This is a genomic window from Chryseobacterium sp. JUb7, from assembly GCF_024806495.1.
In the GTDB taxonomy this organism is placed as follows: Bacteria; Bacteroidota; Bacteroidia; order Flavobacteriales; family Weeksellaceae; genus Chryseobacterium.
This window is the reverse complement of record NZ_JANUFF010000022.1, coordinates 1-17,714: the sequence shown is the minus strand read 5'-3', so window position 1 is coordinate 17,714 and position 17,714 is coordinate 1. Positions and strand designations below refer to the sequence as shown.

Annotated in this window: 18 protein-coding genes; 10 read left to right on the top strand and 8 right to left on the bottom strand. The window is 30.6% G+C overall.

Annotated features, from left to right (window positions below; genetic code table 11):
* Positions 1 to 566 (top strand): site-specific integrase (locus tag M2373_RS22230; protein WP_259113643.1); only part of this gene is annotated, 566 nt, incomplete at its 5' end.
* A 294-nt stretch (positions 567 to 860) separates the two neighbouring features.
* The gene (locus M2373_RS22225) at positions 861 to 1,439 is read left to right on the top strand and encodes a recombinase family protein (RefSeq protein WP_259113642.1); all 579 of its coding nucleotides are present in this window, start codon (positions 861 to 863) and stop codon (positions 1,437 to 1,439) included.
* Between the two features lie 286 nt (positions 1,440 to 1,725).
* On the opposite strand, the gene M2373_RS22220 is transcribed toward M2373_RS22225, so the two are convergent.
* Positions 1,726 to 2,016, bottom strand: a complete 291-nt coding sequence (locus M2373_RS22220; RefSeq protein WP_259113640.1) for a helix-turn-helix domain-containing protein — start codon at positions 2,014 to 2,016, stop codon at positions 1,726 to 1,728.
* Between the two features lie 156 nt (positions 2,017 to 2,172).
* On the bottom strand, positions 2,173 to 2,685 hold the full coding sequence (locus M2373_RS22215) for a hypothetical protein (protein WP_259113638.1): 513 nt from the start codon (positions 2,683 to 2,685) through the stop codon (positions 2,173 to 2,175).
* 443 nt (positions 2,686 to 3,128) lie between these two features.
* On the opposite strand from M2373_RS22215, the gene M2373_RS22210 reads away from it, so the two are divergent.
* The 3 genes from M2373_RS22210 to M2373_RS22200 all read left to right on the top strand — a co-directional run bounded on the left by M2373_RS22210 (position 3,129) and on the right by M2373_RS22200 (position 5,778).
* Complete coding sequence (locus M2373_RS22210) at positions 3,129 to 3,263, top strand: hypothetical protein (protein ID WP_259113636.1); 135 nt, start codon at positions 3,129 to 3,131, stop codon at positions 3,261 to 3,263.
* A 223-nt stretch (positions 3,264 to 3,486) separates the two neighbouring features.
* Entirely contained in the window at positions 3,487 to 4,287 is an 801-nt protein-coding gene (locus tag M2373_RS22205) for a hypothetical protein (RefSeq protein WP_259113635.1), read from the top strand.
* Positions 4,288 to 4,968: 681 nt separating this feature from the next.
* Complete coding sequence (locus M2373_RS22200) at positions 4,969 to 5,778, top strand: T9SS type A sorting domain-containing protein (protein WP_259113633.1); 810 nt, start codon at positions 4,969 to 4,971, stop codon at positions 5,776 to 5,778.
* A gap of 452 nt (positions 5,779 to 6,230) precedes the next feature.
* Here M2373_RS22200 and M2373_RS22195 read toward each other — a convergent pair whose 3' ends face one another.
* Both M2373_RS22195 and M2373_RS22190 read right to left on the bottom strand, forming a co-directional pair.
* Complete coding sequence (locus tag M2373_RS22195) at positions 6,231 to 7,214, bottom strand: helix-turn-helix domain-containing protein (protein WP_259113632.1); 984 nt, start codon at positions 7,212 to 7,214, stop codon at positions 6,231 to 6,233.
* A gap of 10 nt (positions 7,215 to 7,224) precedes the next feature.
* Positions 7,225 to 8,208 (bottom strand): helix-turn-helix transcriptional regulator, encoded by a 984-nt coding sequence (locus M2373_RS22190; RefSeq protein ID WP_259113630.1) that lies wholly within the window; start codon positions 8,206 to 8,208, stop codon positions 7,225 to 7,227.
* Positions 8,209 to 8,596: 388 nt separating this feature from the next.
* Between M2373_RS22190 and M2373_RS22185 the strand changes: the two genes are divergently transcribed.
* From M2373_RS22185 to M2373_RS22170, 4 genes are all read left to right on the top strand, one after another.
* Positions 8,597 to 10,054, top strand: coding sequence for an FISUMP domain-containing protein (locus M2373_RS22185; protein ID WP_259113629.1), 1,458 nt, complete (start codon positions 8,597 to 8,599; stop codon positions 10,052 to 10,054).
* A gap of 100 nt (positions 10,055 to 10,154) precedes the next feature.
* Complete coding sequence (locus tag M2373_RS22180; RefSeq protein WP_259113627.1) at positions 10,155 to 11,513, top strand: peroxiredoxin; 1,359 nt, start codon at positions 10,155 to 10,157, stop codon at positions 11,511 to 11,513.
* 97 nt (positions 11,514 to 11,610) lie between these two features.
* Entirely contained in the window at positions 11,611 to 11,940 is a 330-nt protein-coding gene (locus M2373_RS22175; RefSeq protein ID WP_259113625.1) for a hypothetical protein, read from the top strand.
* 118 nt (positions 11,941 to 12,058) lie between these two features.
* Positions 12,059 to 12,847: a PhzF family phenazine biosynthesis protein gene (locus M2373_RS22170; protein WP_259113623.1), complete on the top strand. Its 789-nt coding sequence runs from the start codon at positions 12,059 to 12,061 to the stop codon at positions 12,845 to 12,847.
* A gap of 274 nt (positions 12,848 to 13,121) precedes the next feature.
* On the opposite strand, the gene M2373_RS22165 is transcribed toward M2373_RS22170, so the two are convergent.
* Both M2373_RS22165 and M2373_RS22160 read right to left on the bottom strand, forming a co-directional pair.
* Entirely contained in the window at positions 13,122 to 13,730 is a 609-nt protein-coding gene (locus M2373_RS22165) for a hypothetical protein (protein WP_259113622.1), read from the bottom strand.
* Between the two features lie 426 nt (positions 13,731 to 14,156).
* Positions 14,157 to 14,978 carry a hypothetical protein gene (locus tag M2373_RS22160; protein ID WP_259113620.1) on the bottom strand — a complete coding sequence of 274 codons (822 nt, stop codon included), beginning with the start codon at positions 14,976 to 14,978 and terminating at the stop codon, positions 14,157 to 14,159.
* Between the two features lie 744 nt (positions 14,979 to 15,722).
* Here M2373_RS22160 and M2373_RS22155 point away from each other — a divergent pair.
* Positions 15,723 to 16,148: a transposase gene (locus tag M2373_RS22155; protein ID WP_259113619.1), complete on the top strand. Its 426-nt coding sequence runs from the start codon at positions 15,723 to 15,725 to the stop codon at positions 16,146 to 16,148.
* Between the two features lie 308 nt (positions 16,149 to 16,456).
* On the opposite strand, the gene M2373_RS22150 is transcribed toward M2373_RS22155, so the two are convergent.
* On the bottom strand, positions 16,457 to 17,176 hold the full coding sequence (locus M2373_RS22150) for a hypothetical protein (RefSeq protein WP_259113617.1): 720 nt from the start codon (positions 17,174 to 17,176) through the stop codon (positions 16,457 to 16,459).
* Positions 17,177 to 17,537: 361 nt separating this feature from the next.
* On the bottom strand, positions 17,538 to 17,714 hold a 177-nt coding region (locus M2373_RS22145; protein ID WP_259113645.1), incomplete at its 5' end, for a ferritin-like domain-containing protein.

Genomic DNA, 17,714 nt, shown 5'->3' with positions numbered 1-17,714 from the left:
GCCCGTTTCTAAATAAAATAGAAATCCAGATGATCTACGAAAAGAAATTCGTTTCTGAAAGATTGATACAGGTGCGAGATATTTTTCTTTTCTGCTGCTATACTGGTTTAGCATATGTTGACGTAAAAAATTTGACCAAAGATAATGTCAATATTGGTGTTGATGGCGAACAATGGATATTTACCCGTCGTCAAAAAACTGATACCTCAGTAAGAGTTCCTTTATTACCTTTAGCAAAAGAATTAATTTTAAAATATGAAAATCATCCGCGTTGTGTAAATTCAGGTTTTTTATTTCCTGTGATTAGTAATCAGACTATGAATTCCTACCTCAAAGAAATTGCAGATTTATGTGAAATAAATAAAGAATTGACCTTTCATATCGCAAGACATACTTTTGCTACAACGATAACATTATCGAATGGTGTTCCGATTGAAAGTGTGAGTAAAATGCTTGGGCATACGAATATTAAGACTACTCAGCATTATGCGAAGATTCTTGATAAGAAAGTGAGTGATGATATGGCGGTTTTAAGAAGCAAGCTGGAGAGTAGCGAGTTTAATTGATATTAAAATAATGATTGAAATAATAAATTTAATCCCGCCTTGGGACCAAGAGGAGCGTGTACTCAACACTGTTATTGATGATTCGGTTCGATTGAGCCAAATCAAGCAGGAATTACAAACCTAATTCTTATCAAATATTTTTTAAAATTTGTGTATGGAAATTTCGGTGGTTTTATGAGATTTTATAAGTAGCTGGATTGTTCCAGTTTAATTTTTTAGTACAATTTCTCAAAATCTCATATCATAAAACAATGTTTCATAAATTTACATAGTATGAGTTTAATGTAACAAAATATGAAAATAGGATATGCCCGGGTTTCAACCAAAGACCAAAATTTGGATTTACAAATTGAAGCCTTAGAAAGAGCAGGTTGTGAAAAAATTTATCAAGAGAAAATTTCGGGTGCTACAAAGAATCGCCCAGAATTTGATAAAATGATTGAACAGTTTAGAGAAAGTGATGAACTTTATGTTTGGCGGCTTGACCGATTAGGTCGAAGCCTAAAAAATATTATTGATCTTGTCTTAAGTTTAAGTGATAAAGGGATTATAATAAAAGGTCTTGTAGATGGTGTAGATACTTCAACTATTAATGGGCGACTATTTCTAAATCTCATGGCTTTCTTAGCTGAATATGAAAGAGAATTAATAAGAAAAAGAACCAACGCAGGACTGCAATCTGCCAGAGCAAGAGGTAGATTGGGAGGAAGACCGAAAAGGTATACCAAGGAAACAATTTCTAAATTATTGCTACTGCACAATATTTACAAAGATGTCACTAAACGCCCAGAAGAAATTTATAAACCATTCGGATTGACCAGAGCAACCTTTTACCGGTATGCTAAAATTTTGGATAATCATACGGATTTATAAACCATTCGGATTGACCAGAGCAACCTTTTACCGGTATGCTAAAATTTTGGATAATCATACGGATGAAGAAATAAAGAATATGGGAATTAAAAAATAGATACTACAAAATCTCCTGAAGAAGTTTATAAGCCGCTTGAGTTAACAAGAGTAACATTTTACCGATATGCCAAAATTCTTGATAATAAATATAGATGAAGAAAAAGATAGCTATAAAAAATAAGTTTTGAAGAAGTGTTAACTTTATATCAAGATAATAAATCTCATCTATTTTAAGATGAGATTTATTTTAAATTTCAAAAATTTCGTTAAGAAATTTATTCATTGATGGCGCTAATAAATTATAAAGTTGCTTTTTATCATCCGGAATATCATTTTCTGAAATTGTTAAAAAATGCATTACCGGAACCGGTACATCTACGACTTTCGATATTTTTTCTAAGGTTTCTGTAGTTGGACTGTATTGGCCTTTTACTATTTGAGAAATAGCAGTAGTGCTTTTCCCAATTTTTTCGGCTAACTGCAATTGAGTTATATTCTTTTTTTTAAGCAATAACTTAATAACTTCTCCTATTGTCATTATTCTGGTCCTTTAATAAAATTAGTTGCCACTAGGGCAATATCTTTAAAAATTGAAATTAATTTGATCCAAAGGTCAAATCTTTCATCGCTATTAAGATCCTTATTTAATTCGTCTTTGATATTTAATAGCAACTGTTTCACTTCCACTGATATTTCACAATGTATCAGTACATAATTTATTTGTTGAGATAACTCTATTTTGGAATTCATTTATTAAGATTTTAAAATTAATACTTTCAATTATTGAAATATTAATTTTAAAATCTTCTTCTGTTACAATATTTTTTATGTTATTTTTGAAACTGCGAATAATTGCTCTCATATCTAAAACATCTAAAAATTGAATTTTAAACTTCAAAATTTTGATTACAATTTTAAGTTTTATTAAATATTTTTTTGCCTCAATTAAAGTGTCATCTTCTTCAGTTAGCTTTTCAAAAATGTCTATTAATTCTCTAATTTCTTCTAGAGAATGTTTGTTACATTTTTCTGTTGAAGAAGTCTGAAAGGCAGATTTAATTTTCTCAGAATAATCAATGTTGTAGATATTTGATGCATTTTGAATTTCATTTAATGCATTCTGTAAATCAGTACCTGAAAGATATGAGGTTCTATCAATGTACATACATTTCCGATTTAATAAGTCATCTTCAATAGTATGGTTCATCTAATTTTTTTGTATTTTTTTTACTAGATCAAATTTAAGTAAAACTTAAACAATGAGCAAATTTTTATTAATATATTTAATATATTGCTTAGTAACAAAAGACTTTGTGTAAGGGGGGAATATTATTTGTATAAAAAATCACTAAATAAATAATTAAATTGAAAAATTATTATTCCTTAAATTTGAATAAAACGAACGCACAACATGGAATATAACTTTTCAAAATTAAATGATTCGATGAAAAATAAAAAGCTACTCTATATAACATCTTTTCTATTCTTAATAGTGTTTCTTTTGTGTTTTATTTTAATACAGATAGAAGTGAGAAATACATATATTGATATTATTTACTCAGCGGTTATCTTATCAACTATGGTTACTTGTGTAGCTTTATATTTTAATCTAATACTAATGCTAAAAGATAAATCTAAAAAAATGATCAAATGCAAGAAAAGCAAATACTTATAGATTATTTATCTCAAAATGGATTTTCAAATGAAAGTGCAACACTTTATGTAAATAGTTTATTAAAGAATCCGGAAAATATTGATAAACTTAAAGAAACCATTTTTAAATAACTCTTAATCTCAAAAACGATGGAAAAAAAGAAGCTTTTTATTTTCGCTGTAATTTCAGTAATACTTGTATTTCTAATCTTTTTTTCTAAATATGAAAAAGGTTTTAAAATAGGAACTTGGGGAATAAATAGATCAATTAATTGGAAATAGAATTAAAATTTTAAATAATTTCAAAAACGATATTTAGGAATTTTAATACCCCAACAGTTATACCTATTCAAAGATGAAATTCATATATTCCTTTTTATTTCTATCAATCTTTTTGTGTATTCAAGCGCAGGAAAAAGATTCTATAGTTAATTCTAAAATTGCTGATGTTGTTGTAAATTTTGGAAAACCAAGAATAGATTGTCAAAAAATTTATGATAAAGAGAAAGCTCATTATAAAAGGCTGTCTAAGGAACTTAATAAACTAAATTTTGAAACACTTTTTAATGAAATTTTTAAACTAAAAGAATTGCAAGATTTAAAGTCTAACAATCGGAAAATACTAATTTTCAATCCTGATTATAAAACTGTAAGCTATATATGTGGAAATGATTCCTATTTTGAGTGTAGACATTATGAGAAGAATATTCAAGATGAAGTTTTTGAAAAGATTTGGAGAAAAAATAATTATCTAATAATTGAAAAATTTTTTGATAATAAAGTAATTATTCCTTTAATCGGGCTGCCATTTTGGTCTTTTGAACAAAATATGAGTGATGATAATAATTACATTAAAAGATTTGATGTTAATCCCTTTTTTAAAGGGATTTATTATGATTTAAATAATGTTGAGAAAAAGTTTTATTATTCTTCTTATCGAAAAGATATTGAAAATTTAAAAATTCATCTTCAAAAAGATAGAACGATTGTTGAAGATTTTCTTCAGTTGGATATGATTATATTTCCTGAAGTAAGTGAATATTCTACTGCTTATAATGTGAAAATTATTATTGGCATTGATGGCAAAGAGCTTATTAGGTTAGATATTCTGTATCAATACAAATATGGTAAATGGAGTCTTCTAAAAGAAAATTAAACATATTAGGTAAAGTCTCAAAAAACGATAGAGGAAATAATCATTTTCTTTTTTTGGATGAAGTACGTAGTACTCCAGAGCTTGCTTGTATTAATCACGTAACTATTTAAGAAATAGATACAAAAAGCTAAACTTAAAGTTTGAGAGATATTTTTTAATCCTAACTCTTTCAGAATCAAAAAGTATAATAGCCACTCCACCACCATCTACATAAGTTTACAGAGGGATATAGTATGTGTGTACAGAATTTACATCAATAGTCGGAAAAAATATTACTCCAAGCATGAGTGAAAAAGAAAATTGTTATGATAATGCTGTAGCAGAGAGCTTTTTCAAAACTTTGAAAACCGAACTGGAGTTCTTAACAAAGTTAGCAACTCCATAGCAACTCCAAATACTATGTGACTGGTTTAGTGGAATATTAAAAAAATGTCTTCTTACGATAATAAATAGACCCATTCAGTATTAATATAAAATCATTAATGCTCAATTTTGTATAGTCAATACCGTCAAATAAAAATGAATAAAAATAATATGAATCAAATTTTTGATTTTTCATCTTAGTGTTTTAGTGTTTATATTAGGTAGGGCTGCAATGTCTTACCTAATTTTTTAACAATACCTGATTAATCAAATTACTTTAGTTAGACATATAAATATATTAAAGTTAAAAAAAATCAAATGAAAAAAATTTTTACTGCTCTAGTTTTGCTTTTAATGGGCAAAGCATATTCCCAAATAATCTATACACCTGTAACTCCCAATTTTGAAATAAATCTTTCACCAACAGGTGGAAGCAGTGCTAATCTATTTCCCATAGATTTTAATAACGACGGAGTAGTTGACTTTAATTTTAGATGGGATGTTTATGATACTGGAACTTATTTTATGCATATTACAAGTTCTAACTCATATTCTTATAATTCTAATAATCAAGTTGTAGGAAAAGGAGTGTCTAATTCGTATGGTGTACCATATGCAATGTCATTGGATGTTAACACAACGATTGGTCCTTCATCAATGGGATGGATTACTGAACCAAGAGGCCCTCTTATTGGAGACAGTGAGAGTAGCAATTTTTTAGGATTAGGTGATAAATATATAGGAATTAAATTTTTATCTGCAGGACAATATTATTTTGGATGGGTTCTTGTATCTTTTATTACAAATAAGCTTATTATTAAATCATATGCTTACCAAACTACACCAAATACTGGTATTGAAGCAGGAAATGAAGGAGGAGCTTTAGGAGTAGAGTACAAAGATTTCAGTAATATGTTTAAACTATATCCTAATCCTACTACAGAGTATTTAAAAATAGCTGGAAATAAAGAAACTATTGGTTATACTATTCATAATCTGGAAGGAAGAAAAGTAAAAAGTGGTATAGTGAACGCTGATAATAAGATTAATGTATCAGAGCTTATTAAAGGTACATATGTAATTTTAATTAATAATAAGGGCTGGAGTACTAAATTTATAAAGAAATAAGAACCGTAAAATATACCTAAATATATTTAAGGGATGTTTTTCTGGAAGATTATTTCTTCCAGAATTTAAATATTAAATACTTTATTAAGAAGCCTGTTTAAACTTTTATTTTTCTAAGGAACATAATAGAGAAAGCTAAATAATGTATTCTTGATAGCAATTCGAACCAGAAAAGGGAAAGTATACTTTTCCATTATTAAAGAAGATAATTAATATATTCTTTCACAAATAAAAAATTATTTATTCAGTTACAAGATGGTATATTTAGCCCAGAGTATAATGTAGTTCCAATATAATGAAAATACTTTAATCACTTTTGTACTATAAATAAGTAATTAGAAAATAAAGTAATCTTCATTATTTAGTGTTGTTTTGTGTTATAAGGTAGAGATAGTAACTCTATCTTATTATTTAAGATCGTAATTTATTATAAAATGATCATCCTTTACACATTAATAATTTACAATATCATGAGGGTCTATGCCAAAATATTCTTTAAATAAAAAAACAAAGCTGGGAGACTTACCAAAATTAAGGTCAGATGATAACTCTTTAATATTGTCATATTTTTTCATTTCTAACAATTCTTTTGCTAATTTAAGTTTTTCAATTTTATAAAATTTTATGGGACTTAAACCAAAAAAATCTTTAAAATGCGATTTAAATTTTGTTTGAGACATTCCTGCCTGGGAAGCTAAAAATTCAACTCCCATAAATGGTTCCCAAATATGTTCAATTATATATTTTTTTGTATTAATAATGGCATCAAGATCAGTTTTGGCATGTTTTAAAGTAAATGAATTGTATCGCACCAAATTTTTTAGAAACACCCCTAAAAGCTTATATGCAGAAGCCTGAACGACAAGTTCATAGTTAGGATCGCCAAATTTTTTGTTAATGATCTTATTCAGAATAATTTTTGAAGTACTATCTACATATCCATAATAATGGTGGTATTCTTCAATATTTTCCTGAATTCTGGTATTAAAATTTCCTAAATCATAAGGACGTATTAATTCTTCAAAGTACGACTTCCTAATTACAATACGAAATGAATAGGTTCTTGTTCCAATATTCGGTATCACTTTTCTCTCGGCAGTTCCATCTATAAATCCAAAATTATAATTTGATTTATTGCCAACTTCATAATTAGAATCATTTAGTATATGATTGTTAAAACCATCACTCAAATCAAATATAAGATACCAAAAGTCTGAATTAGCAGAAGCCTTAACAAATTCAATTTCTTTTTTTGCAGTATAATCGATAACAGCTAAAGAAAGATCATCTGATAATAATTTGTAAAAAACTCCACCATCCCAAATATCTTCAGGAGCTAATAAATATTTATTTTCAATAATTTTAAAGTTAAGCTTTTCAACAAATGGCCTTGTCCAATTGTCTTGAATCGAGTCAATATGTTTTAACTGTATCATTTCTATATATCTAATATTTTAAAATATAGTCTTTTGGAGTAATTCCATAATAACTTCTAAATTGACTTACAAAATGTGATGAGCTTTTATAGCCTAAAGCTATCGACACTTCATTGACTGAATTTCCTGCTATTAACATCTCTTTCCCTTTTTCAAGTTTTTGCGTTAAAAAATAAGAGTTAGGAGAAGTTCCGATAATTTTTTTAAATATATTTTTATATTTTGTCGGAGACATCCCAGCTTTTTGAGATAAGTTTTCAATACCAGGAAAATCATCTTCCAAAGCATTCTGTAAGTGGAGCTGTGATAGTAAAATATTGTTTAATTCTATAGCCGTTACTTTAGCAACAATCGTTTCAGAAATCAAAAGATGCTCTATGTATATATCTAACAATTCATACACTGAACCTTTCATAAAAAGACTCCAAAACATATCTTTTTTTATGTGTTGCTCAAGTTCTGCTAAAACAAAACTACTTAAATAATTGATTCTCTCAAATCTTACAATCGTATTTTTAGAACTGTCTATTAGCTCCTCTAAGAGTTTTAGGTTTCCAGATTTTTTTAATACATAATCTTTTAATAATTTTTTAGAAATAAAAATATAGAAATTAAATGCTTTGCAATCTTTTTTTATGATAACATCGCAATCTAGAGAACTATCTAATGTTGTAAGATTATTTTGATTCGAACCAACTTGAAAAATTTGCCCATCAATAAAGAGTTCGAAATTTGAAGAGGAAATATTGTAGCACAGCGCAATAAATTCAGAATTATTATTTCTAATTTCAAAAAAAGTATTCTTCTGGTATATAACATCAATTAAAAGACATGATGTATCTTCATCAACCTTAGAAAAATAATAATTTCCTTTAAAATTATCGTTATTATTAATTTCTATAGAATTATTAATTATTTCACAATTCAATGATTTAGAAATGTTTTCACACAAATCAGCATAATCATTACTATATTTAAAAATAAACTTCTCCATAAAATAAAATATAATAATATAAATAGAATTTATAGTTTTTTTTTAAGCTATAACTATAAATATTCACTTATAAATATATAAAATTAGTCTTTATTTAATAATAAAATGACTTTATTAATCTATTTAGACAGGATAATCTTCTCAATTTTGTACCGTTAAAAATATTCAATAACAAACACAATTATTGAAAAAATTTATTTAATCCTTCAAAATTAGATAACAGCGACACCTCTATATTCCTTAAGTCGCTGTTTGTCTAATGGCAGGATCAACAATGAAAAAAAGTAAACATGTTTTATCGAAAAAGAGACGTCGCTTTTGAGATACGATTCTAAACACACAAAAAAAAAATTTATTCTAAAAACGTAAATACTAAAAATTAAAAAAAATGAAAAAAACAATTATAATATTTTTATTATTTATTTGTTTAAAAACTTTTGGACAAATAGGAATAGGAACTGCACAACCTCAGTCTAGCGCTATGTTAGAGGTTTTTTCTACGAGTAAAGGCTTTCTTCCTCCTAGACTAACTATAACACAAAGGGATAGTATCGAAAATAAAGTTGGTGGACTTACAATTTACAATACGGATCTAAATTGTATGCAATATTGGAACACAACAAAATGGATAGGAGACTGTTCTCAGAGCCCTGTAGTAGGAATTATTACCAGCATTGATTGTGCTAATGTAAATAATAATGGAACTTTAATCAGCGGAACTATGGCTTCAGGAGTATCATCTGTAATTCCTTATACAGGAGGAAACGGAGGTATATATCCAGCTGCTAGCTTCAACTCAACGGGTGTTACTGGGCTTATTGCCAGCCTTTCAAGTGGTGTATTAAATACAGGAAACGGAAATTTTGTATTTGATATTACAGGAATCCCATCATCTGCAGGAAATGCTAGTTTTAATATTTCGGTAGCTGGGGAAACTTGTACCTTCACTATTCCCGTAATTACTCAGGGTGCTACTGTAGGTTCTCTTAATTGTGGTTCTGCGGTATTTTCACCGGCTGCTTTTACTTCGGGAACAAGCTATAGCGGTACATTAAAAGTACCTTATACAGGAGGTAATGGAGGTAATTATTCTCAGATATCTTTCACCAACAACGGACTTACCTTTACTCTTCCTGCCGGAACATTAGGAAACGGAAATGGAAATCTCGTATACAATGTTACTGGTATACCAATGAGTGCAGGGGCTATTAGTATTCCTATCTCATTTGGAGGAAAATCTTGTAATGTCACAGCTACAGTAGCGAAAGGATCTACCGTGATACTACCCGGAAATCCTAAGGGTTGGATGAGACATAACCTTGGAGCTAATACAAGTCTTGATCCCGATGTGCCTGTTCAGGCGATCCACGGTAATTATTACCAATGGGGTAGAGCTACGGTTGTAGCGAATGCAAGTACTCCTGTCGGCGCAATTAGTGGCTGGAACACTGCCATTGCTCCTGACAATTCATGGCAGGATGGGGCTAAAACAGCGAACGACCCATGTCCTGCAGGCTTCCGTATACCTACAAGGCAGCAGTTTAGCAATCTTACAAGCAACAACGCCTCAAGCAATGTGGGAACTTGGACTCCTCCTACTAATCCTACTAACTTTGGATCTGCAAAGGTATTTGGAAGTGGAAGCAATATACTGACATTGCCAGCCACCGGCATACGTAGTGAGGCGAATGGTGAACTAAGCGGCCGTGGTACAAACGGGAACTACTGGAGCAGTACTCAGAGCGGGACTACCTACGCAAACTATCTGGCCCTTCTCATCGATTATCCGGTGGTAAGTAGCTTTATCCGTCCCTACGGTATGAGTATTCGTTGTATCGCAGAATAGGTTTTATTTATTTTTAATAATTTTACTACTCACCGGCGGCTATAGTCGCCGGTTTTTATTACACAATAAAATACACATACAATCTATAAACATACAACACATGATCTATATAAAAATACTTCTAATAGCTCTATTAACGATGGTAGGCTTAACGGTAAAAGCACAGAAAATTGAAATGTATTTCCCCCATTTTGCAGGAAAAACATATGATTTTATCATCTTCCAGGGAAGCAGCACAAAAACCGTGATACAGGATACAATTCCTTCTGACGGAAGATTTACTTTAACAATACCAAAAGAAAATGCTCCTTATATAGGAATGAGCAGATGGCTCATCACTGGAACACAACAGGGTGGTGGACTTGATATGCTTATCCCTGGCCATGACTTTGCGGTAAACTGCACTGAAATAATACCGGATAACACAAATATCATCTATATTGGAAATACAGAAATTCCGCAACTTAATGAGCTATATACAAAACAACAGGGGATCTTTGCAAAATATGATGCCATGCTTCAGGCCAGAAAAGCATTTGGTGCTGATGATAAAAACTACTCCCTTTTTGATACTGAGTACCAAAAACAGATGAAAGCCTACGAAGCTTTTCAGAATGAGCTGAAGAAAATAAACAATTACCCGGCAAAGTTTACCAATATCGTTAATATCACACAGGGAATCGGTACCCAAATCGTTGATTCCGAAGAACAGAAAGCGAAGAATATTGCCCATTATATTGTACAGAACATGGATTGGCAAAGCTTATATACTTCAGGACATTGGGCTGGGATTATATCATCATGGATAGATGTTCATTCCATGATAATTAATGATCCTCAAAAGTTTAAAGAGGATTTTTTAACGGTAAGTGGTAAAATTCAAAACCCTAAAAACTATACGGATTTTGTACAGGCTGTTGCCGGTGCATTGACAAGAAACGGAAAAGATGATTTAATTAAAATGATTACTCCTGTCGTAGTGAAGTCTGGAAAAGTTTTATCATACGAAAGAGCATCGACTGTCTATTTGTCTGGAATAGAAGGTACGCAGGCCAAAGATCTTATCCTTACAGAAGCATCAAGCAAAGAGAACTACAAAATCCTTAAAAGCCGTGATTTTGCAGGAAAAGATTATACCAAAACCCTGCTCCTTTTTTATCAATCAGGATGTGGAAACTGCGAAACACTTCTGACTGAGCTTAAAAAAGACTACGAAAAGCTAATGAGTGAGAAGATACATATCATTGCCTTATCGTCAGATACAGATCTTTCAGTTTTTAAAAATAAAGCCAAGGATTTTCCATGGAAAGATTCATACGCTGATGGTGAAGGAGCAAACGGAGAAAACTTCAAAAACTACGGTGTTACTGGCACTCCAACTTTATTCCTCATTGACCAAGAAGGGAAAATAATATTGCGTACAGCATCATTGGATAATATATTATTCAAATTAAATTAGGTAATGATTGGCTTTGCTACCTTCGTTAGAATACAATGCTTGTAGTTTTTCTGCCGTCGTCTGAAATGTTGAGGACATATCTTTAAATATTCTCTTGATGAGTTACTTCCATCATCACCAATCGAAGTATTTAAGTGCAGATACCATTTATACAGACGACGTTCATAAAGTACTAACGCAATTAAAACCCGAAATAGCTGTTGTAGCTTGTGGAACAGCTCAATTAGATATTTTTCAATCTTTATTAATGCGAATGGACGATATTTTAAAATTCGTGAAAAACGCACCGAATCAAGTAATCGCTAACCATTTGGAAGCTGTAAATCATTGTCCGACAACGAGAAATCAATTAAAAGCAGAAGTTTCAAAAATTGGACTTTCTGATAAGGTTTTTATTCCAAATGATGGAGAAAGTTTAGTATATTAATATACCCAATTACCAACTACATATTACCATTTTGAGTTATTTTTATAAACGACATTGCCACATCTGAAAACTGTATTAGTATTGAGTTGAAAATTTGAATACAAAATAAAAAATAAAAATGGAATTAAAACTTTACCAAATTGACGCATTTACAGATATCATTTTTGGTGGAAATCCTGCTTGCGTGGTGCCTCTTGACAACTGGCTATCAGACGACATCTTATTAAAAATAACTAAAGAAAATGCAGTGGCAGAAACCGCTTTTTTTGTGGATAAAGGTGATAAAATCCATTTACGATGGTTTACGCCAGAAATTGAAATGGATTTGTGCGGACATGCCACTCTGGCAACAGCACATTGTTTAAAGACTATATTAGACTACAAAAAAGATGAAATTGTTTTCGAAACATTAAGTGGCGACTTAATCGTCAAAGCTGAAGATAGACTATACAAAATGGACTTCCCTGCAAGAATGCCTGTTGCAGACATTTTACCTATTACTATTTCAAAATCTTTAAATATACAACCTAAGGAAATTTTAAAATCAAGAGACTATGTTTTGGTTTATGAAGACGAAACAGCCATCAGAAATATTAAAATTGACCGACAATTGTTTGACCAAATCAACCTTGATCCAGGAGGAGTAATTGTAACCGCACTTGGAGATAACTGTGATTTCGTTTCTCGATTCTTCACACCACAAGCCTCCATTTTAGAAGATCCTGTTACAGGTTCTGCTCATTGTTCTTTGGTGCCATTTTGGTCAAAAAGACTTGACAAAAAAATACTTTATGGGCAACAAGTTTCGGAACGAATGGGAAAACTATATTGTGAAGACAAAGGTGACCGAGTTATTATTAGCGGAACAGCAAAAACCTATTCTGTAGGAAATTTTTGGATAGCATAAAAACTGCCACCAACAGGCGTTTGGGAAGATTGCGAATTTTTGTAGTATATTAACGTTTACAATTCGCAAGAAATTTTATCTTTAACAGAAAATAAGCAGTTCCGTAGTTCGCAACCTCGCCAAGCGCCGGAACGTTACAGTTGTAATTAAAATCTCAAAAAACGATTTATATGTACATAAAATAAAAAGGGCTGACTTTTAGTACAGCCCAAATTTGTGTCTTAGAATCTGATTATATGAAAATCGTTAAATTAATTATTATGAGGGGTAATAATTAATTATTAAGTTTTGTCACATGTCCAATAATGGTTCTTCTCACCACTAACTTTTTTTGTATTATAAAATTAATTAGAAAATAAGTTACGCTTAGCGAACTTACTAATGTCCTGTCATAATTAATGGATTCTAAATCTAAAGTATTTGCGGTAGGATCAGTATATCTTGTCAGAAAAATTACCTTCTGCCCTGCAGTCATCAGAAGCAATCCATTAACAGCCAATGGCATCGGGCCATCAGCATCAACATTATATGTATTTTGAGAAAGGAATGCCACAAAGGCATTGGTTCCTATGGGTGGGATAGAACCTGTATAAGGTCTTGATACCCCGATTCTCGCATTACCTGTAAAAGGCCCTTTAACCACTAAATTTAGTTGGAAACTGTAATATCCTGTTTTATTGGAGACAAGCTCTTTCGTTGTATTAAATGTACAGATTGACGCGTTTTGAAGGCGAACATTGTCAAACATGATTTGCCTGATAGATGCTCCCTGATCAGCTCCTAAATAAGTGTTATCATTTCCGGTTTTATTAAACCCTAAAACCGTGCCTACTGTAGGAATACTAAGATTAGCAAGAGAGTTTTGATCGAGCATTAACATCATGTATTTGTTGAAGTAAGAAATTTATATACATTGTTTTGTACAACGTTATCAGGAGATGTTCCGGCAGTAGCTGTGTTGTATACCATTAATCCGTTTGCTGGATTCGGGATTGTAGTTAAATCATTAGTTCCTGTAAGCGCAACCTGAGGCGTCAGAAAACCTTTTTTACATTTGTAGGAAGATTATTTACATTAACGTCTAGTATTGAAAAAGAGTTTGGCGTAGACATTGTGATACGTCATTATATTTTATTCCTAAAAAATAGAATTATTTTCTTTTTTTTACATTTTCTTAAAAAGCACCTATCATAGTCAAAGTAACTGCTTTACAAGTATATTGTATTTGTATTATTAGAATTGATTTAACCCTAATATTTCAAACCGGTAAAGGGAACTTTTTACCGGTTTAATTTTAAATAGTAGATAATTATAAATCTCCAATTCTAAAGATAAGAAGGTGTGTTGAAAGAGCTGATAAGTTCATCCCTGTTCCAGAACAATTCCCAGACTGTCCTCTACCTAATTGAATTGTCCAATTTCTTGTCGCTGTTATTTGAGTAGTATAGGTTATCGTTCCACCATGATTAGATCCCCCGCCTTCATTATGCGCGGCAGTACTATGAATTCTTTGAGTTGTAGTACCAGATCCTGTAGGAAAATCAACAATATAAGAGCTAAGAGTACACCCTGTATTATTGTGAGTAGCTTCATATACAAACACCATTTGATAATTACCAGGAGGTATAGACATAACACCCGTTGTTGAATTATATGTTAATCCGCTAATTGTATTTTTAACAACAGCCATCGGAACTAATTGATTTCCTCCAGCCCCAACACCATTTAAAAAATTGGGAATTGCTGTTTCTAATCTGAAGATTGCGGGATTTGGAATACCTAAAACACTTAATGTATTAATAGATTTTAAAACTCCATTGCCATCTACTACCATTGGCCGGTCTGTATTCGGGTTACCTGCCTGTATACCTTCTGCACGAATAGGATCCGTACCCAATACATGTAATTTATTAGTGGGAACCGTTAATCCCACTCCCATATTACCTGCGACACTCACAGTAATATCATTTGCAGCCTGAGTCGCAGATGGAGCTCCACTAGTTGGGTTATCCTTTCCGGCATCAATAGTAAGGGCACCCTGAGGATTAGATGTATTTATCCCTACTTGTGCGTTCATTAAAATTGTACTTCCGAGAAAACATGTTAGTAAGTAAATAGTTTTAATTTTCATATTATTTTTTTTAGTTATGGAATTCTTGTAAGAGAAATTAGCGTATAGCTATAAAAGTCATTGTTTGGATGAGCAAAGCAAAACTTATGATAATTCAAATAGTAAAAGAATAAAAATAGCCGTCCGCTTTAAAAGCTTTTATAAAAGGATTGTGATTCAAAATTTTCATGACAAGATTATTTAAGTTTAACATTTATCTGATCGAAAATATAAATAGCTCAATCTCCAATTATCAACAGCATTTTATTCATTATTTTGAAAATAGTACAATTAATTTTATTAAATAAAATTAATTGTTTTTGGGTTAAAGCGAATATAATAAAAATATAATAAAAAACAATTTTTTTCAATAAATATTAATTATTGCTAATAAAGTTTTAGAATTACTTTATTTTAGAATTAAAATTGTTGCAAAAGATAACAAAAACAAATGAAAGCTGCAGGAGCTGAGACCATCCCGTTCTGGAACAATTTAACGAATTAAAATGATCTCCAAAAACGATGAAAGAGAAACTTTTTATTTTCGCTGTAATTTCAGTAATAATTGTATTTCTAATCTTTTTTCTAAATATGTAAAAGGTTTTAAAGTAGGAACTTTAGGGAATAATAGGTCAATTAATTGGAAATAGAATTAAAATTTTTAACGATAAATATTAAAAATTCTTCCTGTTTTATGGAATAAAAGCTTAAAAATGATATTTTGTTTTACTTTTAAGGTATTGTTTAATAATTAATATTTAAGAAATGTTATACAAAGAGATACATATAGGAGAACTCATTAAAGAAAAAGTTGCAGAACAAGAGATTTCAATAGAGAGAATCTGTAATTTTTTGGATAAAGAAGAAAGCGTTGTTGAGAAATTGTATACTAACAAATCTACGGATACTGAGCTTTTACTCAAATGGTGTAAACTATTAGAATATGATTTTTTTAGAATTTACAGTTCGCATCTTATTTTATATGCGCCTCCTTCAGCAGTTAATAAAAATCATAATAAATCTCAAAAAATTCCTTATTTCAGAAAAAACATATATACTCAAGAAATTAAAAATTTTATCCTTAGAAAAATACTTTCTGGTGAAATGACTCAGAGTGACATAATTAGAGAATATTCAATACCTAAGAGTACACTAAACAGGTGGTTACATAAAAATAACAACGTTGATTAATAAAATCTTAGGTAAAAACCATGAAAAAAAGAAGATATGTTTTCACAATAGTAATGCTAATAACTTTATTCCTAGTCTTTATTTCTATGTATGAAAAAGGTTTTAAAGTAGGAACTTGGGGAAAGAATAGATCAATCAATTGGAAATAAAACTTTGAATTTTATATGGTTCAATAATCTCAAAAAACGATCTGTTTTTTTGTATATTATAATTAAAAAGGCTGTCTCATCTTTAGAGACAGCCTTCATTAAAAACACAAAAATTGACCATATACCTCAAATGGTCATTTTTTTAATATATCGCTTTTATTAGTTTCCTAATTTAAATATTAGAATCTGAGTGGCATAGTCAAATAACTGCATTCCGTTACCATAACAATTTCCGGATTGTCCACGACCCATTTTAATTGTCCAGTTATTTGAAGTCGTCCCATCAAATAAAGTAGCAAAAGTAATTGTACCTCCATGATTGGAATTTCCTCCCTCTATATGCGATGCGGTGCTGTGAATACGTCTTCCATGCAACCCTGGAAAATCCATGAAGTAAGAACTAATTGTACAATTGGCAGCATTGTGAACACCTTCATAAACGAAGGTGATTTGATAAACACCATTGGGAAAGGTAACGGTACTTGTAGCTTCGTTAAAAGTTAAACCAGGAATATTATTTCTACCTATTGATAAAGGAAGAGTCTGCGCTGCCCCAATCCCCTGAGCTGTAAGAAAATTTGATTGTGGCGTTCTAAGTACCAAGACAGTAGGTGAAGGAATAGCCAGACTATTGAGACTTCCCAGTGTTTTTACAACTCCATTGGCATCAGCTGTTAAAATATTATCATTGTTATTTCCTTGTGATAATCCTTCAAATTGGACGGGATCAGAGGTAGATTTCACGTGTAACTTTTTTCCTGGAGTGATGGTTCCTATTCCAACGTTACCAGTTGTTGTTATAGCAAAATCATTAGCTTGCTGTGTAACTGTAGGAGTTCCTGTAGTATTATTATCCTTTCCTCCATCTACATGAAACATAGCTTTAGGATTAGAGGTGTTAATACCAACTTGTGCAGATAGGATTACACTACCAAATAGCCCTATTAATAAGGCATAATAATTTTTTTTCATAAGTGTGCTTTTATTTTAAATGAATTTGCAATTTGAATGCCAAGAAAATAAAAGTTCTAAAACCAACTATCTATAGAATCATAAATATAAGCATCATATAAGTAAAGTATTATTAATCAGTATTATTTTCACCTTGAACTTAAATGAAAATATCTAGACATAAAAATTTAAAACTATAAAATCTTCAAATCTCACAAAAAGATAAATAAATCACAATAGACTTGAGTATTTCAAGTCTATTATAATTTTGTAACAAATAGAATATGTATTATTTAACAGCTTTAATATTAATTTCTGAAGTTGCCAGTTTGGTTAAAAGTGTGTCACAATTTTTTTCTTCATCTAATGTCAGTTGAAGGATTTTCATTGCTTTTTTTTCACCTAATAGTTTACAATAAGAAATAAGAGTTCCATATGATGCAATTTCGTAATGTTCAACTTTTTG